Raw genomic sequence first — 24,250 nt, forward strand, 5'->3', positions numbered from 1 at the left:
AAAAGCTGAAGTCCTATCAATGGACTTCAGCTTTTTTATTGATGCTGATATTCTTTTTCGTGCTGAGCTAATAGCTTCTGAACGGCTCCAGGTGATGCTTTTTCAACAGCTGCTGCTGCTACATCAAATGAACCGTTATAATCGTATGCATAAAATCTTCGCTCTGCCTCTTTTAATTGTTCAGAAAGAATATGATTTTGGCTTCTAAAACGATTACCGTATTGAATGATTCGTTCAATTTGATCCACTTTAGTGAGCATTTCTTCCGTCTCATCCACAACATGTCTCACTGTGTCAGAGGCTTCTTTTAATTGCTCATTCACGGCTGGCATGTTGAGCGGCAGGTTCTCCAGCTGCTGCTGCACTTGCTGAATCATCTCCTGCGCTTTTTCAGCCTGCTCTTTCATGTCAGCAGGTACACCTGGAATATTGCTTTTTTGCAGCTGACGCACTGTATCTGTCAGCATCGTTTTAAGCTCAGCCAGTGTTTCTCTCGCCTGCAGCTCTTCTTTTCTTAATGATTGAAGGTGATCTTTAAACGTATCATGCAATGCTTTTGCATCATCGATAAAGGTCTCAAGCTGATTGATTTCATCCATTAATAATGAATATGCGACATGGTCACGATCAAGCTTCTCTCGAATTTGTTTCATGAGCTTTTCAATTTCTTCTAAGCGTTTTTCGAACGCCTTCTGTTGATCAAGCTCTCCGGCTGTCAGTTTGTAGCTTTCTTTTACAAGAGCTGTTTCTGCCTTTGTTTGGGTGTGATCCTGCTCGAGCTTTTCAAATGCTTCCGTCAGCTCAGGCATTTTGCTTTTAATTTCCTGTCCTGCTTTTACTTCCGCTTCCAGCTGATCATATAGCGTCTGAATTGCATCATCAATCATTTGCAGAATACTTGATGCTTCATCCAGATTGAGTTCATCAATCAGCAGTTTTTCCGCACGGATCAGCTGTTTGTTTAAATTCTCAAGCTCTTTAGTGATCTGGATGTGCTCGAGCTTGTAGCCTTTGTCTGTCATTTCTTTATATCCGTCTTTCAGCTTCGTCAGCTGGCCTGGTACGGTTTGTTTGCAGTCTGCAATGAGCTTCGGTACATCATTAATATACAGCTGCAGCTGATCGAGTCTACGGTCTTGCTCAAGCAAAATCTTTCTTGCTTTCATGTAGTTTCCGTTTTCTGTCTCTTCCTCATACTGCTTGATCCCTTCCCAGGCCTCATCTAAGTCCTGCTCCATTTTGTCATAAAGGGTGCCGTATAAATGGCTGTACGCAAGCAGATTTTTTCGAACTGTTTGATATTGTTCTTTGACCTTTTCAATGTCCTTGCGATTTTGCTCCTCGCTTGTGACAAGGTCTGCAATCTCTTTTAAAATGTCTTCAATGTTCGAATCAGCAGCACTCAGCAAGTCCTCAATGTGCGTAAGAACCTGCTTGGCTTTGGAGAATCGATATTTATCAGAATACTCTTCTGCATCATATAATAGCTCCTCAACCTTTGGAAGATGGGCTGTGACGATATCGTCCCACTCTGCACGCCATCTTTCAAAAAATTGCTCTGTTTCTCCGGTCATTTTTAAATGTTTGATTTTTGAAATTTCTTCTACAATTGATCTGTTTAAAATTTCAATTTTCCATGCTTCCAATCGGTCAATCTCTTTATATATATTTTTTCGCAGGAAATAACCGACTGAAAACAAAGCAAGCAAAATGACAATTAAACCGATGATTAACTCCATAATGAGCCCCCTTGTTGTGATCTAAGTGATGTCAGGGTAAAAGTGTCCCGAGTAGACCTGAGAACCCTTTCGTGTCCGCTTTGCATTTGTTTTTATAAGCAGGATCGTATGTTTTCCAATACCATCCATTCACGGTTTTATGTATGTTTTTTCAAGAAAGTATTTGTGCGCTTTCTATCATTTGATCACACGTATCAATGTGACCTGCTTTTATGTATGCGGAAGCTGTCGTTTTCATTGTTATTATGATACCATGTAACCAGCATTTTTGGTCATGATTTTTCATTATTTTCGCTGATAAACATCACGTTTTTCAAAATATCGACAAGAGGTGACGACATGCTGAAACAAGATGCACATCTACATACACCGTTTTGCCCGCACGGTTCGCTTGATTCTTTTCATTCTTATATTGAAAAAGCCATCAAAAAGGGATTTGATTCCATAACCTTTACCGAGCATGCCCCGCTGCCTCCATCGTTTCAAGATCCAACACCTGAGCAGGATAGTGCCATGAAGCTCCAAGACCTTGAAGCGTATATCACGAAACTGGCTCAGCTGAAACAAGAATACAAAGGACAATTAATAGTAAAAACTGGGCTTGAGGTTGACTTTATCAAAGAGTATGAAGAGGAAACTAGAACCTTTTTAGACTGCTACGGTCCAGAGCTAGACGACGCCATTTTATCTGTACACTTTCTTCCTGCTGGCGATGATTATATTTGCCTTGATTTTGACGAGCATGCCTTCCAGCAGCTAATAAGCATCTATGGCAGCATCGAACAGGTCTACCAAAGCTACTATGACCAAATTCATTCTTCTATTCTATCATCTTTAGGCCAATATAAGCCAAAGAGAATCGGTCATATCACCCTTGTCCAGAAATTCAAACAGCTTTTTCCATATGAAATGTCATCTGAACTTTGTCAAAAGGTCACCCTTTGCCTTGAAGAAACGGCAAAAAAAGGCATGTCCTTAGATTTTAATACATCAGGTCTTCGTAAAACATATGCCAGAAGTATCTATTTAGATCCATGGATGATTGACCTTGCCAAAAAGAAAAAAATTCCGCTCATATTCGGCTCTGATGCCCATCAAGCGGAAGATCTCGGATATGCGTATGATCAATTCGAGGACATCATGAGGTTCAGATGAGAATCTAATGCCGGCTCTTTTGGTTCTAACAGATGATGAAGCGAGCGGCTCAGCTCTTTAAAGTACATTTGATAGAAATACGGCTCACTTGGGTTCAAATAAAGCACCTCTGTTAAATATTGCGGCTGTAAATATGGCATCATGAGAAGTGATTTCAGCTGAATCATAAAGGATGCGAGTGACAGCTGCTCACAAATAACATGGGTGCTTTTTCCTTTTTCAATGATAAGCTGAAACAAATACTTTTCTTTTGTTAAATATGTCGACATGATTTCTCTGATGAGTGTCGAATCAATCGTCACCTCCCGATAAACGAAACGGGTTAATTGACGGTGCTTGTGCTGATAAGATAAAATATCAAAAACCACATGTAGTAAGCATTCTTTTGCGTGACGGGTTTCCATGTGATGAAGATGTGATTCAATCATATGAATGTAACCTTCATAAAAATCGGATACGAGCTGCTCAAGCAGCCCTCCTTTTCCTTGAAAGTAATAAGAAATGTGGGCAACGTTGACATTCGCTTCCTTCGCAATCTCACGGACAGAGGTTCCAGAAAATCCTTTTTGGTTAAAAAGTCTGATGGCAGCATCCATAATACGGTCTTTTGTTTGCACGGTTGTTGATGTTTTCATCCGCTCACCCCTCTTCATGTGTACATACTTCAAGATGAAGGCGGAAGTTCCTTTTACAATTGCTCGACAAATCCCACATGCGAAACGCAAGTTATGTATTTTTAAGATAGAAAGTAGGAGATTTTCATGTTTCATGTCGAAAAACAGTCTGGCGATCCTTCAAAAGACTATCAATTGCTTGTCAAACAGGTAGAAGCCATTACAGATGGTGAACCTGATCTGATTGCCAACTTGGCAAATGCAGCTGCGCTACTCTATCACTCACTTCCTGAAGTTAATTGGGCAGGGTTTTATTTAGCAAAGGACGGCGAGCTTGTGCTTGGGCCATTTAACGGACTGCCTGCATGTGTGCGCATCCCTTCTGGAAAAGGCGTTTGCGGTACAGCGTTTGCGACAGGTGAAGTGCAGCGTATCGCTGATGTCCATGCATTCCCTGGACATATTGCGTGTGATGCCGCATCGCAATCTGAAATAGTCATTCCGCTCAAGGTCAATGGACAGATCATTGGGGTACTCGATATTGACAGTCCTGTGAAAGACCGCTTCAGTGAAGTAGATGAGACCTACCTTATTCAATTTACAGAAATTCTCCAACAGGCGTTATCTGTCTCTACGGATGCGTAATCACAGAAAAAGCAGGCACATTGTCTGCTTTTTTATGTTTCTTTATATAATGGGGAACGTCACCTTTGCCTCTAAATAGGTTGACTTCTCATACCCAGCGTCATATAATAGAGTTTGTGTGAAATATGGCAGCCTTTTTGTTCGGCTTTTTTGTATCATTTTGTTCCTTCTATATGAAGGTGCATCTTGTAACTCCCTGCTGCTGGAGCGAGGATGCATGAAAACATAATGACGAAGAAGAGGAAGAACAGACGGTTTTTATTTTTCACAAATAAAAACAATAAGGAGGAGTCACATTATGGCTCGCTATACAGGTCCAAGTTGGAAGATTTCCCGCCGTTTAGGCATTTCATTAAGCGGAACAGGTAAGGAACTTGAAAAACGCCCTTACGCTCCAGGCCCACATGGTCCAGGACAACGCAAAAAACTATCTGAATACGGTTTACAATTACAAGAGAAGCAAAAGCTTCGTCACATGTACGGTGTCAACGAACGTCAATTCCGTACACTATATGATAGAGCTGCTAAACTTCCTGGTAAACAAGGTGAAAACTTCATGATCCTTCTTGAAACTCGCCTTGACAACCTAGTATACCGTCTTGGCCTTGCTCGTACTCGCCGCCAAGCTCGTCAGCTAGTAAACCATGGTCACATCCTTGTTGATGGAAGCCGTGTAGACATCCCATCTTTCTCTGTGAAACCAGGTCAAACGATTGCTCTTCGTGAGAAATCTCAAAACCTTGCAGTAGTGAAAGAATCAGTTGAAGTAAACAACTTCGTTCCTGAATACCTTTCTTTCGATGCTGAAAAGCTTGAAGGAACTTTCACTCGTCTTCCAGAGCGTTCTGAATTAGCGCCTGAAATCAGCGAACAACTAATCGTTGAGTTCTACTCTCGTTAATTTCATTACTTCTCTAAGAGAGAGCAAACAAACCCTAGATCCCTTGATTGTTCAAGGATTTCTAGGGTTTTTTGTATGTTCTCAATTATACATGAAATCATTTGAAGTCATCTTCCATTTTCAACACTTATTTTCCCCGGCTGCCTGCTCCATTCTTACTTCAATCAAACCTGTCTCAATTTTTATATACAAATATAGGAAACATTTCATTGAAGTGCCTTTTTTCTATTGGTACAATAATGATAGATGACGTATCAGTCGTATTGTTCTCTATAGTACTTAGATGGAGGAGATCCATGTTTAGTATCATAATCATTCTATTTTTACTCTTAATCTTATCAGTGATTGCCTATTCTCTTTTAAGAAAAAAACAGATTATCGATGAGCCGCCCAATAGATTTGCTGCATGTATGTTTATCTTCCTGCTCTTTTTTTCTATCTGCTTTGTGATCGCGATTCCTAGTGTATTGCTATACATCACCGTTTTAGGCGTGAATTTTCTTTTTGGAGAAACCATCACGTATGATTCATTTTTTTCTTTAATCTCTTTCTCTTTGTTCGTGAGTGTTATCGTTGTTTTTTGGTCACCTTTCCTTCTATTCATAGGAAAAGGACTATCTTATCTCCTTAAACTTCCTGTATGGCTCACTTATGTTTTGGAATGGGTGAGTTCTTGGATCGTTTTACATCTCTCCATCAAGTATGTCCTTTACTTAAATTTAATGAATATATCGATAGGGGATTCCGGCGTATTGATTTTATCATTCTTTGTCAGTTTTTTATTTATTGAGATTGATCTCTTTTACTCACGTAAGAAACAACGAAAACAATCACTGGACACATATCATTAGCATGATAAAAGCTCCTAGATCTCTTTCTAGGAGCTTTCAAACGTTCATTCTGGACTTGTCCATTTTGCGATGAGCTGCTCTGTTGTCATAACAGTCGCAAATTCATCATGCAGGGTTGCAAGTGAGAGCCGGTGGATCGTTTCTGGGTCAAAATATGTACCATTTTGATCCGTTAATCCAAAGGCAGCTGTTGCATCTGAGATCAAGTACGTATCAAAGCCAAGATTTCCGCTCATTCTTGTCGTCGTTGAAACGCAGTGAGGGGTTGTTAATCCTGCGATGACGACCGTGTCAATCTGGTTTGATCTTAGATGTTCCTCTAAGTTAGTACCAATAAAGCTGCTGTTGACTTTCTTTTGTATCACCGATTCTTCCTCTAGCGGTTTAGCAATATCTTTAAAAAGGTGCCCTTCATTTGCTGGATGAAAGACAGATTCCGGATTGTCGGATGTATGCTGAATATGAATCACTTTCCAGCTTTTCTCTCTCCAAAACGTCAATAGCCGGCTAATATTTTCCTCTGCCTTTAGGTTATTGCGTTCTCCCCATTTTTCATGCTCGAACGCTTTTTGTACATCTACAATGATGAAAGCCTTTTGATTCGTTTTCACAAACGCCCACCTCCGAAGATTCTTATTCACTACATGTAGTGTACGGAATGGCGAACGTTTTGTACATGTTTTTATTCGGTTATATACGATCCTTTATCTGTTTTGTGTCATCGTTATACTTCCCTTTTCAAGATCTCTTTCATCTAACAGCTGCCATATGCCAATTGACATTAAAAAAGACAGCATATACCGCTGTCTTTTTTCGTTTTTTAATTCGTATTCTGTCCTCCGCCGTTCAGTCCTTCTTTAATATAGCCTTTGACTTGGCTTGAGGTTAATAGACCGATATGTCCAACGCCGTGAATCAGGACGTTTTTTGCGCCAATTAAACGAGAGAGGCTGTTGACGACGATGAGATCGGCTGAACTATAGACAGATGTGTAAAGAATTTTTTGATTTGGATCTGTGCCAGGTAATGCTCTGTTTGAAACGAGTCCATTTGCTCCACCAATCGTGACAACGTTTTCAATTTTATCTCCGCCATCAAGATTCTTAATATAGTATAATGTGTTCGCCCCGCCCATACTATGAGCCACAATATCTACTTTTTTGGCACCCGTTTTGTCTAACACATCTTGGACGAATCTGGATAGACGCGGACCATTGTTGCGGTTATTTCCTGTTTTGTCTATGAAATCGATAGCATATAATTGATTTCGATCCCAGCCTTGTCCAACCAAGTAACTTTTAATAGAATAAAAGTTATAAGAGGCACCACCAATACCATGTACCATCACAACCGGATTATGCTCAGCCGCCTTCACCTCTTTCGGCTGGATAAAAGCCATTGAACCAATCACCAATGCAAGTGCAACGAGAATTTGCAAACTCCTTTTCTTAACAAAAATCACTTTCATTCCCCCTTATTCATCTTATACGACTCTATTTTATAAAAGAAAAATATGTCAGAAAAGTGAACAAGGTAATGTTTATGAGATGATTTTACAGAAATATAAATAATCAAAAAGCACCTTGGACTTTTTTAAATTCAAACAAAAAGACTACGAGACCTTCTTTCTTTCATATATAATATCAATAGAAAAAGGAGGTTCTACTAGATGCTATTTACGCAAACCCCTGCTCCACCCTACTATGCCGTGATTTTCACATCAAAACGAACAAATGTTGAGCAGAAAGAATACGCTGCGGCTGCTCAAAAAATGGAAGAATTAGCGAAAGGTCTAGATGGGTTTCTTGGAATAGAAAGTGTACGAGATGAACGTGGTGTTGGGATCACTGTATCTTACTGGGATTCATTAGCAGCCATCAAAGAATGGAAAGCACATACAGCACATCAGCGTGTTCAAAAAAAGGGGAAAAAGGATTGGTATGAATCCTATACTACCCGAATTTGTAAGGTAGAACATGCTTATACAAACAAAGATTCACTCCTTGAACAAGAAGCAGACGAATGAGCTACTTCTACATAAAAAAGAAAAGCACCTCAATGTACACGAACATTTGAGGTGCTTTTCCATGATGTTTACTGTTTCATAAAGATTTATTTATACGTCACAAGGAAGTATTTCTTTTTCCCTCTTCTTAAAACGGTAAATTGGTTTTCAATTCGGTCGTCAGCTGAGAGCACATAGTCTTTATCTGTTTGTCTCTCTCCGTTGATGGAGACAGCACCATTTGTGATATCTTCACGTGCTTGACGCTTTGATGGAGACAGCTTTGATTCCACAAGAATATCAACTAGTGTTAATTCTTCTGTACTGCTTTTCTCCATTGATGGAACATCCTTAAAGCCTACTTTCACTTCTTCAGCTGTAAGAGATTTGATCTCGCCTTTAAATAGTGCATTTGAGATGTTGACTGCCTGTTCTAGTGACTCACGGCCATGTACAAGTGTTGTCACTTCCTCTGCTAGACGGCGCTGCGCTTCACGCTTTTCAGGTGCTGTTTGCACTTTTTCTTCATACGATGCGATCTCTTCTTTTGATAAGAACGTAAAGTATTTTAAGTATTTCACGACATCACGGTCATCTGTGTTAATCCAGAATTGGTAGAACTCGTATGGAGACGTTTTTTCTTTATCTAACCAGATAGCGCCGCCTTCTGTTTTACCAAACTTTGTGCCGTCTGCTTTTGTGACAAGCGGCATCGTCAGCCCGAATGCTTTTGCCCCTTCTGCTTCAGACTTACGGATCAACTCAAGTCCAGATGTGATATTTCCCCACTGGTCACTTCCGCCGATTTGCAGCTTACAATTTTCATTTCTGTAAAGGTTTAAGAAGTCTAAAGACTGCAGGATGACGTAGCTGAATTCTGTGTAAGAAATCCCTGTTTCGATACGTGAGCTCACGATATCTTTTGCCAGCATAAAGTTTACACCGAAGTTCTTTCCAATATCACGAAGGAACGTGATAACATTCATTTGGCTGATCCAGTCGTAGTTATTCACGATGACGGCTGGGTTCTCGCCTGCTTCAAAATCAAGAAATTGAGACAGCTGTCCTTTGATTTTATCTGACCACTGTTCGACGATTTCTGCTGGGTTGAGTGAACGTTCTGCTTTTTTGAAACTAGGATCGCCAATGAGTCCAGTTGCACCGCCAACAAGAGCAATCGGGTGATGACCTGCTTCTTGGAATCTGCGTAATGTTAAAATTGGCAATAGATGACCAATGTGTAAGCTGTCAGCTGTCGGATCAAAGCCGGAGTATAGCTTGATTTTCTCTTCTGCTAATAATTTTGTTAAACCTTCTTCATCTGTTTGCTGCTGAATTAATCCTCTAAACGATAGCTCTTCCATCAATTGACTCATATCCAAATCTCCTTTGTTTAAAATGAAACATAAAAAACGCCCCTTCGAATGAACGAAGGGACGATATATATCGCGGTACCACCCTGCTTAAAAGACAAAAAATCTTGTCTTTTCACTTACACTGATAACGGACAGATCCGTTCTTTCACTAATCAGGGCATGCTCCTTTTCGTAAAAGCGGTTCGTGAGGGTAATTCGAATATCTCTTTGTACTGACTTGCACCAGCCGTCAGCTCTCTTAAACAGGGAAAGATCATTCTACTGAATCTCAGTCAAAACCTTTTCATATTCAACTAATGTCATTTTTAACACACTTTTGATATCAAGTCAACTGATGAAAAAATTAATCTTCCATTGTCGAAAGGTCGCCAGCAGGTAAATTCAGCTCCCACGCCTTTAGCACACGTCTCATAATTTTTCCGCTTCTCGTTTTTGGCAGTTTGTCTTTAAATTCAATTTCTCGCGGTGCCGCATGTGCTGCGAGTCCTTTTTTCACAAACGTACGAATCTCTTCTTTCAGCTCATCTGTCGGCTCATATCCGCTTCTGAGCGCAATAAATGCTTTAATAATCTCACCGCGGACCGGATCTGGCTTTCCAATGACACCAGCCTCTGCAATGGCTGGATGTTCAACCAGTTTACTTTCTACCTCAAATGGACCGACCCGCTCTCCTGACGTCATGATGACGTCATCGACACGTCCCTGGAACCAAAAGTATCCGTCTTCGTCCATATAAGCTGAATCTCCTGAAACATACCAATCTCCCGGCATAAAGTAAGATTCATATTTTTCAGGATTGTTCCAGATCGTATGCATCATAGAAGGCCAGCCTTTTTTAATCGCAAGGTTGCCCATCCGGTATGGCGGAAGTTCATTTCCTGCATTATCAACAATCGCCGCTTCTACGCCTGGAATTGGTTTTCCCATCGAGCCCGGCTTGATGTCCATGCATGGATAATTACAAATCAGCTGTGCACCCGTTTCTGTCATCCACCAAGTGTCGTGAATTCGTTTGCCAAAAACAGTATCTCCCCAGCGGATGACTTCTGGATTAAGAGGCTCTCCCACACTTAGCACATGACGGAGCGAGCTGAGGTCATATTTTTGAATGAGGTCATCCCCTGCCCCCATGAGCATTCTAAAGGCTGTCGGGGCACTGTACCAAACGGTTACACCGAGTGATTCAATGGTTTCATACCACGTATCAGGATTAAACCGGCCGCCTAAAATCACATTCGTCGCCCCATTAAACCACGGTGAAAAAATACCGTACACTGTGCCTGTAACCCAGCCTGGATCAGCTGTACACCAGTAAACGTCATCTTCTTTCAAGTCAAGCACCCATTTACCAGTCTGGCCTTGCTGCACCATTGCACCATGGACATGAAGCACACCCTTTGGCGTACCGGTAGATCCTGATGTGTAATGAAGCAGGAAGCCGTCTTTTTCATCCATCCATTCAATTTCAAGCTCCTTTGCTGCCTCCTCAAACGCCTCTTCATAGTGAATTGTCCGAACGCCATCGACGTCTTCATTTTCACCGCCGACAATGATGACAGATTCAAGCTTTGGAAGCTCTGCAAATGGAATTCGTTCAAGTAGATCGGGTGTTGTCACGATCACCTTTGCTTCACTATTTTCTAAACGGTCTTTGACGGCACCTTCCATAAATGCCTCAAATAACGGGCCAACGATCGCCCCAATTTTCACTGCGCCTAGCAGAAGAAAATAGAGCTCAGGTGATCTTGGCATAAAGATAAACACGCGATCCCCTTTTTCCACATGTGCCTTTTCTTTGAATAGATTTCCCGCTTTGTTTGTGTTGATTTTCATATCCCTGAACGTATACTTTTCATCCCGCTGTGAATCTTTGTAGTGAAGCGCCACCTTGTTCTGACGAAACGAGTCCGCATGTCTGTCAATCGCTTCATAGGCTGCATTTATTTTTCCTGTTTCATACCAGGAGAAGTTTTTTCTAGCTTCCTCCCATGAAAAATCTTTGTATGCCTGCTCATAATCATTTAAATGATAATCCCCTTTTACTGATGGTAGCGTTTCCAATTTCATCAAACAGTCCCCCTTTGCATACGTTTACAATGACCATTATAGTATAGATGACTTTTTTTCTCAATTTTTAAAAAACTTCTGATGAAACCGTTTTAATTCTTACAAGATTTAAGATAGAATAGAGACGACTCACTAGAATTAGGGGCGGTGGATACGTGGAGCATCCTAAAACTTATTATTCAAAAACCATTGAGCGAGAAACAGGTTCCATCCTGATTGAAGGACCGGTACCTGCATCAGAGCTTGCGAACTATACGTTTCATGAAGGACTAACGGCATTTCGCACGCCTGAGGAACAGAAGCAAGCACTTGTTGAAATAGCAGATCTTCCAGAAGGACGTATTATCATTGCAAGAGTGAATGAGCTTGTCGTAGGCTATGTCACGTATTTGTATCCTGATCCACTTGAGCGCTGGTCAGAGGGCAAAATGGAGAATTTAATTGAGCTTGGCGCAATTGAGGTCGCTCCTCCATTTAGAGGATGCTCACTTGGCAAGCATTTGCTTGATGTGAGCATGATGGATGAGCAAATGGAGAATTACATCATCATTACAACTGAATATTACTGGCATTGGGATTTAAAGGGGACAAAGAAAAACGTTTGGGAGTACCGCAAAATGATGGAGAAAATGATGAACGCAGGCGGTCTTGTCTGGTTTGCAACAGACGAGCCAGAGATTAGCTCACATCCAGCCAATTGTTTAATGGCCAGAATTGGGAAACATGTGAGTCCTGATTCGATCGAGCGTTTCGATCGTCTTCGCTTCCATCAGCGCTTTATGTATTAACGTTCAATTCGTTTTTTTGGCAAAGGGGATTGGTAAACAATGATGATTGAACAAATTATGGAGCGTGATGTGATCACGCTGCGAAAAACCGATACGATTGAAGAAGCCATTCAAAAAATGAGTGCACACCACATCCGGCATATTCCGATCGTATCTGATCAAGGATCTGTCATTGGGATGGTGACAGATCGGGATATTAAAAATGCCAGTCCAAGTATTTTTGAGACAGAGAAAAGAAAGCTCTTTATTCAGCGGCCAGTCGAAGAGATCATGGTATTAGAGACGATCACTGCTCACCCGCTTGATTTCGTTGAGGAGATATCAAGTGTCTTTTTTGAGCACGGAATTGGCTGTCTTCCGGTGGTGAGACGTGGCAAACTTGTAGGCATTATCACAAAAACAGATCTGCTTCGTACGTTTGTAAGACTGACAGGTGCAGATCAGCCTGGATCGCACTTAGAGGTTGAAGTGGAGCAGATGACTGAAGGCCTCGCAGACATTACAGCCATTTTAAAGGAGCAGCATATTCAATTGCTGAGTGTGCTTGTGTATCCTCATGCCAATGAGGCTTCTAAAGTGCTCGTATTCCGCCTTCAAACCATTCATGCAGATCATGTGACGAAGCTGATTCGCGCAAAAGGCTATAAGGTGCTCTGGCCTATGGAGCAGACGATCAAATGAAGGAAGCGACCTTTGTTTTTTCACCATCTTTTCAAACGTACCAATTTAACCAAGATCATCCCTTCAATCAGCTTCGTGTCTACTTAACTTATGATCTTCTTCAAAAAATGAAGGCGTTAACAGAGAATGAAATTGTCGCACCGCGTATGGCTACTCTGGAGGAATTAAAGCTCGTCCATACAGCAGATTATATCCAGGCCGTGCAGCGGGCAAGTGAAGGAAAGCTGTCTACAGCAGAGGGGGAACGCTACGGTCTTGGCACAGAGGATACACCGATGTTCGCAGGCATGCATGAGGCGGCATCTCTCCTTGTTGGCGGAACGTTAACAGCAGTTGATCAAGTGATGCTCGGTCATTCCCAGCATGCACTCAATCTTGGCGGCGGGCTTCACCACGGGTTCAAAGGGCGTGCATCTGGCTTTTGTATTTATAATGACAGCTCTGTGGCGATTCAATATATTCAAAAGACATATGGCGCTAGAATTTTATATATTGATACGGATGCCCATCACGGCGATGGTGTCCAGTTCAGCTTCTATGACGACCCAGAGGTATGTACAGTCTCCATTCATGAAACAGGACGCTACTTGTTCCCTGGAACGGGACAAGTACAGGAAAGAGGCCACGATAAAGGCTATGGCTACGCCTATAATATTCCGCTAGATGCATTTACGGAAGATGAATCGTTCCTCGAAGCATACCGAACAGCAGTGACTGAGATTGCTGCTTTTTTTAAACCTGATGTGATTTTGACGCAAAACGGAGCTGATGCACACTACTATGATCCGTTAACTCATTTATCTGCCACTATGAAAATATATGAGGAAATTCCTAGACTTGCCCATGAACTTGCGCATCAATATTGTGACGGCAAATGGATCGCTGTTGGCGGAGGGGGATATGATATTTGGCGCGTCGTTCCAAGAGCGTGGAGCCGTATTTGGCTTGAGATGAAAGGCATTACACCGCCAGATGAACTCCCTCGGGATTGGATTCAAGCCTGGAATAAGCAATCGCCTGTTACCCTTCCACCTACGTGGAGAGACCCTGACGATTTATATCCATCGATCCCAAGAAAAGCTGAAATTACAGAAAAGAATGCTCAAACAGTAGAAAAAGCACTCATGCCTGTTAGAAGAGAAAAGAAAAAGGCATAAGAAAAGCAGGCTTTCCGTCATAAGGTAAGCCTGCTTTTTTGTTTTATTTCGTTGATTGTCTTTCTTCAATTCTGTGCGGAAGCTCAACAATTTGATCGTCCACTTGTTCTTTGTTCATCAGCTTTGTGAGCAGTCTCATGGCAACAGCACCAATATCATATGTCGGCTGAACAACTGTTGTCAACTGAGGACGCACCATGAGAGAAAGTCTTGTGTTATCGAAGCCAATCACTTCTAAATCTTCAGGAATGGATACCCCTCTGTCTTGTGCTCCATGAATGACACCTAGCGCCATTTCATCTGTAGCTGCGATAACAGCTGTCGGCTTGTCAGATTGCTCAAGCAGATGAGCAAGTGCTTCAATTCCAGAATCATAAGAGTAATCGCCTTCAGCGACGAGTGCATCGTCAAACGCGATGCCCGCTTCTTCAAGCGCACGCTTATAACCTGCAAGTTTTCTCACGGAATTAATTGGTTCTGACATTGGACCAGAAACAAACGCAATTCGTTTATGTCCTTTTTCAACTAACAGCTGAACTGAATCATAAATGGCCTGCTCATAGTTGATGTTGACAGATGGTGTTTGAGCTTGCTCTTCAACAGATGCTGCAAGCACAATCGGAACAGGAGAGCGCTTAAATTCTTCCACATGCACGTCTGTGATGTTTCCGCCCATAAAGACAATTCCGTCTACTTGTTTACCGAGCATCGTATTTAACAAATGAAGCTCTTTATCAGTATTTTGATCTGAGTTGCTCAAAATGATGTTGTATTTATACATCGTGGCGATATCTTCAATACCGCGTGCTAATTCCGAATAGAAGATACTAGAAATATCAGGGATGATGACCCCAACTGTCGTTGTTTTTTTACTTGCTAGGCCTCGTGCCACTGCATTCGGACGATAGCCAAGGCGATCAATCGCTTCAAGCACCTTTTTTCTTGTTGTTGGTTTTACGTTTGGATTACCATTTACTACGCGTGATACCGTTGCCATACTTACATTTGCTTCTCTTGCTACATCATATATTGTAACATTATTCACATAAATCACTCCTTCAAATACACTTCATATCTATAGCATTCACCAATTGGATAGAGACATGTCAGATACGAGGAAAATAATATCCTATTTGTCATTAAAATGATGAAAAGAGACACATAATTTTTCAATCTACATCAAAATGACATTCTTTTATGAAATTATACACGTTTTTTTGTCATATGAAAACGTTCCCTTTCTTTTTATAACTAAATTAAACAAACTTTAAACAGCTTGTTACCTGTAATTTGAATCATATTTCATAAAAAACCATCGAGAACGCCAGCTATGACAATGATCTTAACAGATTCTATCGATTTTTAAAAATGAAAACATTGTGAACAAGCTCTTTTTGAACTTGCAATGTGCTTTCTTCCTTTCATTCCCAAACTTCATCGTATTTATTCCATAAAAAAACCGCCGGGCAGTTTCCGGCGGCTATTTCTATCTATGATTACGCGTGAATGTTGACAAGTGGTCTTAACGCATCTAACCATTTTTCGAATTGTGGAATGTCCATTTGCTGCGCTGAATCAGATAGAGCAACAGATGGATCTGGATGTACTTCTGCCATAACACCGTCTGCTCCAATCGCAAGAGCTGCTTTTGCTGTTGGAAGGAGAAGATCTCTACGTCCAGTTGAATGTGTCACATCAACGAAGACTGGTAAATGTGTCTCTTGTTTCAAGATTGGCACTGCCGAGATATCTAGTGTATTTCTTGTTGCTGTTTCGTATGTGCGGATACCGCGCTCGCAAAGGATGATTTGATCATTTCCTTGGGCGATGATGTATTCAGCCGCATTGATGAATTCTGAAATGGTCGCTGCAAGGCCGCGTTTTAAAAGAACTGGTTTCTTCACGGAACCGGCTTCTTTTAACAGTTCAAAGTTTTGCATGTTACGTGCCCCAATTTGGATGACATCAATATGCTCAATCGCTTCTTCAATATGAGCAGGATTAACAATTTCACTAATGACAGCAAGACCGTATTCATCCGCTACACGCTTTAGAATCTTAAGACCATCTACACCAAGTCCTTGGAAATCGTATGGACTTGTACGAGGTTTAAATGCGCCTCCGCGTAGTAGTTTTAACCCTTGTTGTTTCGCTGCTGCAGCTACTTCTGCAACTTGCTCGTAGCTTTCAACAGCACATGGTCCAACGATGAAGCGCTGCTTTCCATCACCGATCGCTTCCCCATTGATGTTCACGATTGTGTTTTCTGGTTTTTTCTTACGAGAAACAAGAAGTGCTTTGCTGTGGTCATCTTCTTGAAGCTCTAGACCCGCTTTGAAAATCTCTTTGAAAATATGCTGAATGGTTGAGTTTTCAAATGGTCCATCATTTTCTTCAAGAATTTGGTTCAGCATTGTGCGCTCTCTGACAGGATCATAACGGTTGACACCTTGCGCTTCTTTCGCTTTTCCAATTTCTTTTACAATGTTTCCTCTTTCATTGATCAGTTTTAAGATTTGAAGATTTAGTTCATCTGCTTGCTGCCTCAATTTTTCTAGTTCATTGTTGCTCATTTTTGTCATCCTTTCCTCTGCCTGTTCTCGCTTTTTATTTTTTCATTTTTGCATGATAGGGTTTATTATAAACAAAGATTTCGGAATTGTCACGAAAATTTTCTTTATTACCCAAACGCTTTTAAGCGGTAAAGTATTGTATGTAAGATTATAGCATACTTTTCGTTCAAGTAAACCTTTTTTTATAAAAAAACGTCAGCCGCTGCTGACGTTTCTTTCTTTTACAGGTTATGTTCAAGCGCTTCTTTTGTAATGCTTGAGTGGGATGCATGCCACTTCACTTTTCCACCACTAAAGACGAGTGCTTGAGGACTTTCGTGCTTTACACCCGATTTTTCAGCCACGTAGGATGAAAGCTCTCTCGTATTTTGAATTTGCAAGAAATACGTTGGCACGTCTTCATGTGCAGACGCAAATGCTTCAAACTCATGAAAAGCCGCTTGGCTGATCGGACATGTCAAACTGTGTTTAAAAAAGACAAAGGTCCCATCTTGATTCGTTAGTTGATCAAACTGTTCTTCTGTTTCAATGAGTTGTTTTGACATGATGTTCTCCTTCTTCACTTCGAGCTGTGAGGGTTAGCCTTTAGTAGATTGTTCTACTTTTTCTTTGATATCTTTGATGCCGTCTTCAATTTCTGATTTTGCTTCTTGTGCTCGTACTTTTGCTTCATCAGCTACATCTGATGCTTCGCTTGCTAAATCAGCTGCCGCATCTTCTGCTTCACTTTTCACATGATTAGCTTTACCAGCTGCACGGTCTTTTATGTCTTTCACTTTGTCTAAAATCTGATTTGACTGCTCTGCTACAAGCTGAGACAATTCAGACGTTTTATCTTTCGCAATCGTCACATATTCAGTGCCTCTTTCTTTTGCATCTGTTGCGAGTCGATCTGTTTTTTCTTTTAAAACATTCGCTTGGGTGTTCAAATCATCGCGAAGCTCTTTCCCTGACTTCGGTGCTAAAAATAATGCTGTTGTTGCACCAACAATTCCACCAATAAGTGTTCCGATCAAAAAGTCTTTGCTATTGATTCCGTCTTTGCTCATGATTATTCCTCCTATGCGAATATGGTTTATTTTTGGTGTTTACGCTGTTTCCATTTTTTATAAATTTCAAGTGCTGCGTTACTCCAGCTAACCACATCCGTCACTTTTTCTTGATTTCTTTCAACGGATGAAGAAACCGCACCAGCTGCCTGCTTTATGCTTGTATTAAATTGGTTGATCGAGCCACCAATTCCCTGCACCGCATCCACAACTGTGTTAAGTTTTGCCGATTTGTCTTGAATATCTTCAGCAAGCTGATTCGTCTTATGTAGCAACTGTGCTGTCTCTGTGGTGATACCTTGCATCTGACCTTCAAGACCTTCTAAAGTTGATGCAACATTCTTTAATGTCAGCTGTAAGGATTTTAATGTTTTGGACAAATAGATGACAAGAATGAGGAAAGCAATTGCGATCAGTGCAACGCTTAGATATAGAATAATAATCATCTGATACCTCCTTTGCTGCGGGCATATTCAATTCATTACCCTCTCGTTGTATCATTCAAACATCGCCTAGAATGACCGATTGAATAATAATTCTACACTTATTCGCTAATTCCTGTCCACAGCGAACGAAAAAAAGCGGCACATGTTGACACATTTAGCTCTTTTGTCACATTTTATTCAAAATAAAAAAAGTGCCGTTTTACACGGCACTTTTCGTTTAGCATTTATACAGCGACTTTTTCATAAGCACGCAAATATTTTTGAATGTCTCCTGCTCCCATAAAGATCAGAATTGCATCTTCGTGCGCTTTCAGCACAGATGTATCTTCTTCCTCAATCAATTGGGCCTGCGGGATTTTTTCTCTTAAATCTTCAATGCTCAGCTTCCCAATATTTTCGCGGGCTGAACCGAAAATATCACAAAGGTAGACATAGTCGGCTTTCTTTAGACTATCAGCAAATTCACTTAAGAATTGCTGTGTACGTGTGAAGGTATGCGGCTGGAAGACAGCCACAATATCACGGTCCGGATATTTTTGGCGAGCTGCTTCAATTGTGACTTCAATTTCAGTTGGATGATGTGCATAATCATCAATTAAGACCTGCTCACCGACCACTTTTTCATTAAAGCGTCGTTTCACACCGCCAAATGTCTTTAATGCGCCTTTGATAAGCTCTACATCAATGGACTCATAGTGACATAATGCGATAACAGCTAACGAGTTGAGGACATTATGATTTCCGTAGGCAGGAATGTAGAAGGTATCATAAAATGTATTGCGTACAAATACATCAAATGTAGTGCCTTCCGTATTTTTCACAACATTGCGAGCTTGGAAATCATTTTCTTCGTTGAAACCGTAGTACACAACGGGTACCTTCGCTTGAATTTTTGGCAAGTGCTCATCATCACCGCAAGCAATAATCGCTTTTTTCACTTGAAGCGCCATGTTTTGAAACGCATCAAATACGTCATCAATATCTGAGAAATAATCAGGGTGATCAAAATCAATATTGGTCATGATCGCATAATCTGGATGATAGCTGAGGAAGTGTCTGCGGTATTCGCATGCTTCAAAGACAAAATACTCGCTGTTTTCTTTCCCCATTCCAGATCCATCACCTATTAAGTACGAAGTAGGTTTTGCTGCCTGCATGACGTGAGCAAGCAGTCCTGTTGTCGATGTTTTGCCATGAGCACCAGTAATCGCAACGTTTGTGAATGAATCCATGTATTCTCCAAGAAATTTATGGTAACGAATGACAGGAATCCCTTCAGAAAGGGCACGTTCAATCTCAGGGTGTGTATCAGGGAATGCATTTCCTGCGATGACCGTCATCCCTGGCTGAATATTATCTGGGTCAAATGGTAGGATTTTAATATTTCGTTCTTCTAATGCTTTTTGTGTAAAGATATGTTTTTCGATATCCGATCCTTGGACAGTATACCCAGTATCATGAAGAATTTGGGCCAGTGGACTCATACCTGTCCCTTTTATTCCAACAAAATGATAAACAGTCATAATTGTACCTCCAACAAACGTCTATCTGACTTACAGTATATGACGCTCATTTCAATTTGCAACTTGTGATTTTTGCCTCTAGCTGATCACAGATCGCAGCTCCAAATAAAGATTTTTTCCGATCTTCCTATTCTAATCAATATTAACTATGATTAGTATCCGACAACTTTCCCATTTCTAACACCTGTTTCCGCTTATTTTACATAAAAAAGCGTTCTGACAGACATGCGAAAAGCGTCCAATTACAAAATTGCACCTATGTGCTATCATACCATGTTTATAAAAAAAATGAAGTGGTTTGTTTAGATCAACTGTTCTAAGTCACTCAGCGTCATGAGTACTTCTCTTGGCTTACTGCCTTTCGCACCAGAAATCATGCCCTCGCGCTCCATCATGTCAATCAGTCTGGCTGCACGATTGTAGCCAATTCTAAATCTTCGCTGCAAACTTGATGTACTAGCGCTATTCTGCTCGATGGCAAAACGACAGGCATCCATAAACAATTCATCTTCGTCTGTAATCGCAGAGCCTTGAAGCATTAGTTCCTCCTGTTCAAAGAGGAACACTGGCTTGCGCTGCTTTCTCACATGTGCCACCACTTGATCAATTTCCCGATCTGATACAAAGTTCCCTTGCAGCCTTGTCGGCTTGCCGGAGCCATTTTCTAAGAAGAGCATGTCTCCTTTTCCAAGAAGCTTTTCAGCACCGGCCATGTCAATGATCGTTCTTGAATCAACCTGACTTGAAACAGAAAACGCAATTCTTGTTGGGATATTGGCTTTAATAAGACCTGTGATGACATCAACAGAAGGTCTTTGTGTCGCAATCAATAAGTGAATGCCGCATGCTCTTGCTTTTTGAGCAATTCGGCAGATGCTTTCTTCGACTTCATTTGGTGCGACCATCATTAAATCAGCCAGCTCATCGATCACCACGACGAGATAAGGTAGTTTTTCACCCATTTGTTTTTCTTTTACAAGCTCATTGAATCGTTTAATTTCTCTCACGCCAGAGTGTGCAAATAGTTCATAGCGTCTTTCCATTTCATCCACTACCCATTTCAGAGCAGCTGTTGCTGTCTTGGCATCGGTAATGACAGGACTCACAAGGTGCGGAATGTGGTTATACGGCGCTAATTCAACCATTTTAGGGTCAATTAAGAGCATTTTCACTTCATCTGGTGATGCTTTAAACATTAAGCTCACTAAAATCGTATTAATGCAGACACTTTTTCCTGAACCAGTTGCTCCAGCAATTAAGCCGTGCGGCATTTTTTGCAGATCAACCACGACAGGCTGGCCTGAGATATCTAATCCAAGTGCTGCTGTTAAAGGAGATGGATTGTCTCTAAATGCACTGCTTCTGATCATTTCTCTTAAGAACACCATTTTACTGTGCAGGTTTGGCACTTCGATCCCGATCGTGTTCTTCCCTGGAATCGGTGCTTCAATTCGAATATCCTTTGCGGACAAACTAAGTTTAATATCATCTGACAGGTTCGTGATTTTGTTCACTTTGACACCTGGTTCTGGATGTACTTCAAACCTTGTCACAGAAGGACCCTGTGTGACATGGACAACACTTGCTCTTACATTGAAATTTTTAAGCGTCGCATTAAGCAGCTCTGCCCGCTCTTTCACCCATGTCCCGTCCTCTTCTTTTTGAGCTGGCGGTACGTCTAAAAGGGCGAGACTTGGAAAAACATACCCTTGTGTGTCGGCTGCTTTCTTTTGCCCTTGCACGCGCTGATCGCTTTTTAACATCATGACATTAAACGGAACCGTAGAGGTTTGACCGCTTGCACGTGGTGGCTGCGGAGATGTCTGTTTTGGTTCTTCTTTCTTGACTTCGTGCGTTTGTTCTTGCTGCTCTGTCTGTTCTATGACCGTTTCTGCCGGTTCAGATGCAGTTTGTTCCTCTGTTACTTGTTCTACTGGCATCACTTGTTCTTCTTCAATTTCAGCTTCTTGAACCAGCTGATCTTCCTGCAGGTCATGTTGGACTGGCTCAGCTTCTTCATATGCTGCCGCGGGCGCTTCTTCTTGTTTGTCTTCTATTGGATTAGCTTCTACTTCTTCCACTGGTTCTGCTGACATATTTTCTGTTAACGCCGCTGCTTCTTCTGCTAGAATGTCTGCTTCCATTTCAATCGCTGGCTGCGAAGGTTCCGGTGTTTCGAAGGTCAACATGTCTATTTCCTCAGTATGATCTTCAAACTGATGGACAGGCTCGTCTTTTATTTCTTCTTCATCGCTGGTGGCAGCCTGTTCCGGCTCGGACTGTACCGCCTGCTCCTGATAGACTTCGGCTTGCTGCTTATGTAAATCAGCTTCATGATGATCTTCTGGCTCGTTTTCTTCTAGCTGGAAAGGCTCGTCTGTTAAACGTTCCATCGTCGATTGAACATGATCTTGATAAGCGAGTTCCTCTTGCAATGTATGCGGGATTACTTCTGGCTCCTTATCCGCTCTCTCTTTTGCTGATGCTGAAACCATTTCCTCGATACGTTTTTCTTTCTGAATAGATGGGATGTTCATTTGCTGCCTGACATTCCGTTCACGCTCTGCCTCTTCTGATAACAGTGTGACACGCTGCGCCGTTTCTTCTGTTGCTTTCCTTTGAACTGATCCTGCTTCTTCTTTTGCTTCTGCCTTTTTTGGACGCATATCCTGATGGTAGCCATAAATCGGTGATGGAATTTGCTCTGGCTTGAATGGCTTTTTATTCATATCAGGCTGAAGCGTTTGTTTAGGCTGATAGGTTGTCTGTCTGGTCTTTGACTGTCTTGGTTTGGCGTGTTTTCTCTCCGGCTTCACTCCGTCACGCAGAGGTTCATCTGGAACGAGCGGAAACCGAAAGTTGCCTTTTGGATATTCATAATACACTTTCGTATCTTCGATTTTTTTATATTCTTTATGCTGTTCAAAAGCTGGCTGCTTTGGTGCAGCTAGATCTTCTTCAGGTCTTACAGCTTTTTCTTCTTTCTTTTCTTCTCCTAAAAATACACTAAAAAATTTATCTAACCAACTCATCATTTATCACTCACTTTAACTCCCCTTACGTTTTCTTGGGCGATTTTTAGTATACCATTGCTTTTTCATGCAGAAAAGCGAGAAAAGTGCCGGTTTATGCTGTTCATGCTGTCTGTAGATGAAAAAAAGTCACTAAGTACGTACTTAGTGACTTTTGGTATAACACATTCTTCGCTCCTATGTGCCCGTTTATGGGAGGTTATGCTTTAAATGGTTCGCCAGCTTGATGGCTATCATCTAAAACAAGTATCCCTTTTTCAGCAGGTGCGTCTGGAAGATCTAACTCTTTTGCTGAACAAATCATGCCGCTTGATGGAACCCCTCTTAGCTCAGCATCTTTGATGACCATACCGCTTGGCATCACTGCGCCGACTTTCGCCACCACGACATATTGGCCTTGGTCAACGTTTGGTGCACCGCACACGATTTGTAAGGTTTCATCGCCCACATCAACTTGGCAAATGTTTAATTTATCTGCATTCGGATGCTTTTCTTTTTCCTTTACATAGCCGACAACAAATTTTGGTGATAGATCCACAGTCAACGTTTCACTGACACCGTTGCGGTTTAAAATTTCATTGATATCTTGAACAATGGTTTCAGAAAGCGGGACAGATCCGTTTTCTTCAATTTTCATGTAAGTAGATGCATTGAAGATATTAAAGCCTGTTGTTTCTTTTGTTTCTTGATTGAAGATTCGTACAACATCTCCAAACGTCTCATGTCCTACTTCTTCTCTCGTCACATCTTTCAATGAAATAAGGAGTGTGTCGCCTACACCTTCTGCATTATAAAAAACATTCATTCTTCAAAATTCCCTTCTACTGCTGTTTTGGTCTGCTTTTTGCAAGTATAAAGATCGGTTCAAGCTTACCCTCATCATATAAAAATGACAATGCGGTAATCGGAACCGTACCGCTGGCGAAGAAGCTCATCGACATCTGTCCTAAAATATCATAGCCTGAATCATTGCGAACATCTGCAATGATGAATACATCTTGATGAGGAACAGAAATCGCCATTTGTCCTTCTATTTTTTGCGCGTATTCTTGTAATAACGACTCATTTAAAAGTCTGCTGGCGTCATATCCGTCATTTGCACGGAAGAAATAAAACAGGTTGCCTGCCACTTCATCCATTTTCACTACAGTTTCTAGTGAACGAACGTTGAAGCTTGCAGTTTCTCTGATTCGCTCTTTTGTCCAGTTTTCCTTTTGAAGCATCTTTTCATCAATTAATCGGTAGGTGCTTCCAAGGTCAAGTGCATAGTAGATTCTCGTTTCAGCTGTATGCTCATCAAATACGAGCGGAATTCCATCACTTGATGCCTCAGGAAAGGAAGTGGAACGAATGACCGGATAGATATGCTTTTCTTTTCCTGAAATGTGCTGCGCTTCGCCTTTCATGGCACTCAGCGCTTCTTTCACATAATAAACAATCTCATCAATTGTTTCATCAGGCTTTACTTCCCACTTTGCAATAATTGGCGGGAGCTCTAGTGTGATGCCTTTGCCTGTTTGTTTATCTTCAATACGAAGCGTATCTTTTTCCCGATCAAACTGGTGTGACCAGCTGTCGTTCGTCAGACGGCTTTTGAGTTCATTCGCAAGCTGTCTTGATGTCATTTTTGCCATCGTTTTAGACTCT

The 24,250-nt window shown here is 41.3% G+C and carries 22 protein-coding genes and 1 other annotated feature; of the genes, 7 read left to right on the plus strand and 15 right to left on the minus strand.

All coding sequences use genetic code 11. From position 1 onward, the window contains the following. Nucleotides 1–35: 35 nt before the first annotated feature. On the minus strand, nucleotides 36–1,739 hold the full coding sequence (gene ezrA, locus NSQ72_RS13145; protein WP_341084243.1) for a septation ring formation regulator EzrA: 1,704 nt from the start codon (nucleotides 1,737–1,739) through the stop codon (nucleotides 36–38). Between the two features lie 339 nt (nucleotides 1,740–2,078). Between ezrA and hisJ the strand changes: the two genes are divergently transcribed. Continuing rightward, the gene (gene hisJ, locus NSQ72_RS13150; protein WP_064497819.1) at nucleotides 2,079–2,894 is read left to right on the plus strand and encodes a histidinol-phosphatase HisJ; all 816 of its coding nucleotides are present in this window, start codon (nucleotides 2,079–2,081) and stop codon (nucleotides 2,892–2,894) included. Here the strand turns inward: hisJ and refZ are convergent. Continuing rightward, nucleotides 2,864–3,529, minus strand: coding sequence for a forespore capture DNA-binding protein RefZ (gene refZ / locus NSQ72_RS13155; RefSeq protein WP_034624245.1), 666 nt, complete (start codon nucleotides 3,527–3,529; stop codon nucleotides 2,864–2,866). The genes hisJ and refZ overlap by 31 nt on opposite strands. A gap of 126 nt (nucleotides 3,530–3,655) precedes the next feature. Between refZ and NSQ72_RS13160 the strand changes: the two genes are divergently transcribed. Then, a complete protein-coding gene (locus tag NSQ72_RS13160) occupies nucleotides 3,656–4,153 on the plus strand; it encodes a GAF domain-containing protein (protein WP_025092283.1) in 498 nt (165 codons plus the stop codon). A gap of 298 nt (nucleotides 4,154–4,451) precedes the next feature. Then, nucleotides 4,452–5,054, plus strand: a complete 603-nt coding sequence (rpsD, locus tag NSQ72_RS13165) for a 30S ribosomal protein S4 (RefSeq protein WP_039180654.1) — start codon at nucleotides 4,452–4,454, stop codon at nucleotides 5,052–5,054. Between the two features lie 895 nt (nucleotides 5,055–5,949). On the opposite strand, the gene NSQ72_RS13170 is transcribed toward rpsD, so the two are convergent. Both NSQ72_RS13170 and NSQ72_RS13175 read right to left on the minus strand, forming a co-directional pair. Then, complete coding sequence (locus NSQ72_RS13170) at nucleotides 5,950–6,516, minus strand: cysteine hydrolase family protein (RefSeq protein ID WP_339208086.1); 567 nt, start codon at nucleotides 6,514–6,516, stop codon at nucleotides 5,950–5,952. Between the two features lie 209 nt (nucleotides 6,517–6,725). Continuing rightward, on the minus strand, nucleotides 6,726–7,304 hold the full coding sequence (locus NSQ72_RS13175; protein ID WP_371412188.1) for an esterase/lipase family protein: 579 nt from the start codon (nucleotides 7,302–7,304) through the stop codon (nucleotides 6,726–6,728). A gap of 270 nt (nucleotides 7,305–7,574) precedes the next feature. Here NSQ72_RS13175 and NSQ72_RS13180 point away from each other — a divergent pair, with 270 nt between their 5' ends. Then, nucleotides 7,575–7,931: an antibiotic biosynthesis monooxygenase family protein gene (locus tag NSQ72_RS13180; RefSeq protein ID WP_144464250.1), complete on the plus strand. Its 357-nt coding sequence runs from the start codon at nucleotides 7,575–7,577 to the stop codon at nucleotides 7,929–7,931. 86 nt (nucleotides 7,932–8,017) lie between these two features. Here NSQ72_RS13180 and tyrS read toward each other — a convergent pair whose 3' ends face one another. Both tyrS and acsA read right to left on the minus strand, forming a co-directional pair. Further along, nucleotides 8,018–9,286, minus strand: a complete 1,269-nt coding sequence (gene tyrS / locus NSQ72_RS13185; RefSeq protein WP_039180668.1) for a tyrosine--tRNA ligase — start codon at nucleotides 9,284–9,286, stop codon at nucleotides 8,018–8,020. A 53-nt stretch (nucleotides 9,287–9,339) separates the two neighbouring features. After that, nucleotides 9,340–9,571: a binding site (T-box leader), on the minus strand. A 58-nt stretch (nucleotides 9,572–9,629) separates the two neighbouring features. Then, nucleotides 9,630–11,354: an acetate--CoA ligase gene (acsA, locus tag NSQ72_RS13190; RefSeq protein ID WP_341084250.1), complete on the minus strand. Its 1,725-nt coding sequence runs from the start codon at nucleotides 11,352–11,354 to the stop codon at nucleotides 9,630–9,632. A 155-nt stretch (nucleotides 11,355–11,509) separates the two neighbouring features. Between acsA and NSQ72_RS13195 the strand changes: the two genes are divergently transcribed. Genes NSQ72_RS13195 through NSQ72_RS13205 form a run of 3 tightly spaced genes read left to right on the plus strand, consistent with a single transcriptional unit; the run spans nucleotide 11,510 to nucleotide 13,980 of the window. Continuing rightward, the gene (locus NSQ72_RS13195; RefSeq protein ID WP_269103170.1) at nucleotides 11,510–12,142 is read left to right on the plus strand and encodes a GNAT family N-acetyltransferase; all 633 of its coding nucleotides are present in this window, start codon (nucleotides 11,510–11,512) and stop codon (nucleotides 12,140–12,142) included. Nucleotides 12,143–12,181: 39 nt separating this feature from the next. Continuing rightward, on the plus strand, nucleotides 12,182–12,823 hold the full coding sequence (locus tag NSQ72_RS13200) for a CBS and ACT domain-containing protein (protein ID WP_024424849.1): 642 nt from the start codon (nucleotides 12,182–12,184) through the stop codon (nucleotides 12,821–12,823). Further along, nucleotides 12,820–13,980, plus strand: a complete 1,161-nt coding sequence (locus NSQ72_RS13205) for an acetoin utilization protein AcuC (protein WP_268417664.1) — start codon at nucleotides 12,820–12,822, stop codon at nucleotides 13,978–13,980. The genes NSQ72_RS13200 and NSQ72_RS13205 overlap by 4 nt, the downstream gene beginning before the upstream one ends. Before the next feature lie 43 nt (nucleotides 13,981–14,023). On the opposite strand, the gene ccpA is transcribed toward NSQ72_RS13205, so the two are convergent. From ccpA to NSQ72_RS13250, 9 genes are all read right to left on the minus strand, one after another. Next, a complete protein-coding gene (gene ccpA, locus NSQ72_RS13210) occupies nucleotides 14,024–15,025 on the minus strand; it encodes a catabolite control protein A (RefSeq protein WP_024424851.1) in 1,002 nt (333 codons plus the stop codon). A 451-nt stretch (nucleotides 15,026–15,476) separates the two neighbouring features. Continuing rightward, a complete protein-coding gene (locus NSQ72_RS13215) occupies nucleotides 15,477–16,553 on the minus strand; it encodes a bifunctional 3-deoxy-7-phosphoheptulonate synthase/chorismate mutase (protein ID WP_034279528.1) in 1,077 nt (358 codons plus the stop codon). Between the two features lie 221 nt (nucleotides 16,554–16,774). Then, nucleotides 16,775–17,098 (minus strand): bacillithiol system redox-active protein YtxJ, encoded by a 324-nt coding sequence (gene ytxJ / locus NSQ72_RS13220; RefSeq protein WP_039180682.1) that lies wholly within the window; start codon nucleotides 17,096–17,098, stop codon nucleotides 16,775–16,777. Nucleotides 17,099–17,131: 33 nt separating this feature from the next. Continuing rightward, entirely contained in the window at nucleotides 17,132–17,602 is a 471-nt protein-coding gene (locus tag NSQ72_RS13225) for a YtxH domain-containing protein (protein ID WP_039180684.1), read from the minus strand. Nucleotides 17,603–17,628: 26 nt separating this feature from the next. Beyond that, nucleotides 17,629–18,048: a DUF948 domain-containing protein gene (locus NSQ72_RS13230; protein WP_024424855.1), complete on the minus strand. Its 420-nt coding sequence runs from the start codon at nucleotides 18,046–18,048 to the stop codon at nucleotides 17,629–17,631. A gap of 224 nt (nucleotides 18,049–18,272) precedes the next feature. Beyond that, nucleotides 18,273–19,571: a UDP-N-acetylmuramate--L-alanine ligase gene (gene murC, locus NSQ72_RS13235; protein ID WP_039180691.1), complete on the minus strand. Its 1,299-nt coding sequence runs from the start codon at nucleotides 19,569–19,571 to the stop codon at nucleotides 18,273–18,275. Nucleotides 19,572–19,873: 302 nt separating this feature from the next. Continuing rightward, a complete protein-coding gene (locus NSQ72_RS13240; protein WP_341084261.1) occupies nucleotides 19,874–22,606 on the minus strand; it encodes a DNA translocase FtsK in 2,733 nt (910 codons plus the stop codon). Between the two features lie 196 nt (nucleotides 22,607–22,802). Next, the gene (gene ytpR / locus NSQ72_RS13245) at nucleotides 22,803–23,408 is read right to left on the minus strand and encodes a YtpR family tRNA-binding protein (protein ID WP_039180694.1); all 606 of its coding nucleotides are present in this window, start codon (nucleotides 23,406–23,408) and stop codon (nucleotides 22,803–22,805) included. Nucleotides 23,409–23,424: 16 nt separating this feature from the next. Further along, nucleotides 23,425–24,237 (minus strand): DUF1444 domain-containing protein, encoded by an 813-nt coding sequence (locus NSQ72_RS13250; RefSeq protein WP_064497808.1) that lies wholly within the window; start codon nucleotides 24,235–24,237, stop codon nucleotides 23,425–23,427. Nucleotides 24,238–24,250 lie beyond the last annotated feature (13 nt).

Source organism: Bacillus sp. FSL R5-0659, assembly GCF_038008785.1.
GTDB lineage: Bacteria > Bacillota > Bacilli > Bacillales > Bacillaceae > Bacillus > Bacillus safensis.

What these genes read in the sequence shown, in the direction of transcription:
- NSQ72_RS13175 (WP_371412188.1), bottom strand. Translation starts at nt 7,304, where the DNA reads ATGGCTTTTATCCAGCCGAAAGAGGTGAAGGCGGCTGAGCATAATCCG.
- NSQ72_RS13240 (WP_341084261.1), bottom strand. Translation starts at nt 22,606, where the DNA reads ATGATGAGTTGGTTAGATAAATTTTTTAGTGTATTTTTAGGAGAAGAA.
- NSQ72_RS13215 (WP_034279528.1), bottom strand. Translation starts at nt 16,553, where the DNA reads ATGAGCAACAATGAACTAGAAAAATTGAGGCAGCAAGCAGATGAACTA.
- NSQ72_RS13160 (WP_025092283.1), top strand. Translation starts at nt 3,656, where the DNA reads ATGTTTCATGTCGAAAAACAGTCTGGCGATCCTTCAAAAGACTATCAA.
- ytpR (WP_039180694.1), bottom strand. Translation starts at nt 23,408, where the DNA reads ATGAATGTTTTTTATAATGCAGAAGGTGTAGGCGACACACTCCTTATT.
- refZ (WP_034624245.1), bottom strand. Translation starts at nt 3,529, where the DNA reads ATGAAAACATCAACAACCGTGCAAACAAAAGACCGTATTATGGATGCT.
- acsA (WP_341084250.1), bottom strand. Translation starts at nt 11,354, where the DNA reads ATGAAATTGGAAACGCTACCATCAGTAAAAGGGGATTATCATTTAAAT.
- NSQ72_RS13230 (WP_024424855.1), bottom strand. Translation starts at nt 18,048, where the DNA reads ATGATTATTATTCTATATCTAAGCGTTGCACTGATCGCAATTGCTTTC.
- murC (WP_039180691.1), bottom strand. Translation starts at nt 19,571, where the DNA reads ATGACTGTTTATCATTTTGTTGGAATAAAAGGGACAGGTATGAGTCCA.
- hisJ (WP_064497819.1), top strand. Translation starts at nt 2,079, where the DNA reads ATGCTGAAACAAGATGCACATCTACATACACCGTTTTGCCCGCACGGT.
- NSQ72_RS13200 (WP_024424849.1), top strand. Translation starts at nt 12,182, where the DNA reads ATGATGATTGAACAAATTATGGAGCGTGATGTGATCACGCTGCGAAAA.
- NSQ72_RS13180 (WP_144464250.1), top strand. Translation starts at nt 7,575, where the DNA reads ATGCTATTTACGCAAACCCCTGCTCCACCCTACTATGCCGTGATTTTC.
- NSQ72_RS13250 (WP_064497808.1), bottom strand. Translation starts at nt 24,237, where the DNA reads ATGGCAAAAATGACATCAAGACAGCTTGCGAATGAACTCAAAAGCCGT.
- ezrA (WP_341084243.1), bottom strand. Translation starts at nt 1,739, where the DNA reads ATGGAGTTAATCATCGGTTTAATTGTCATTTTGCTTGCTTTGTTTTCA.
- rpsD (WP_039180654.1), top strand. Translation starts at nt 4,452, where the DNA reads ATGGCTCGCTATACAGGTCCAAGTTGGAAGATTTCCCGCCGTTTAGGC.
- ytxJ (WP_039180682.1), bottom strand. Translation starts at nt 17,098, where the DNA reads ATGTCAAAACAACTCATTGAAACAGAAGAACAGTTTGATCAACTAACG.
- NSQ72_RS13205 (WP_268417664.1), top strand. Translation starts at nt 12,820, where the DNA reads ATGAAGGAAGCGACCTTTGTTTTTTCACCATCTTTTCAAACGTACCAA.
- NSQ72_RS13225 (WP_039180684.1), bottom strand. Translation starts at nt 17,602, where the DNA reads ATGAGCAAAGACGGAATCAATAGCAAAGACTTTTTGATCGGAACACTT.
- tyrS (WP_039180668.1), bottom strand. Translation starts at nt 9,286, where the DNA reads ATGAGTCAATTGATGGAAGAGCTATCGTTTAGAGGATTAATTCAGCAG.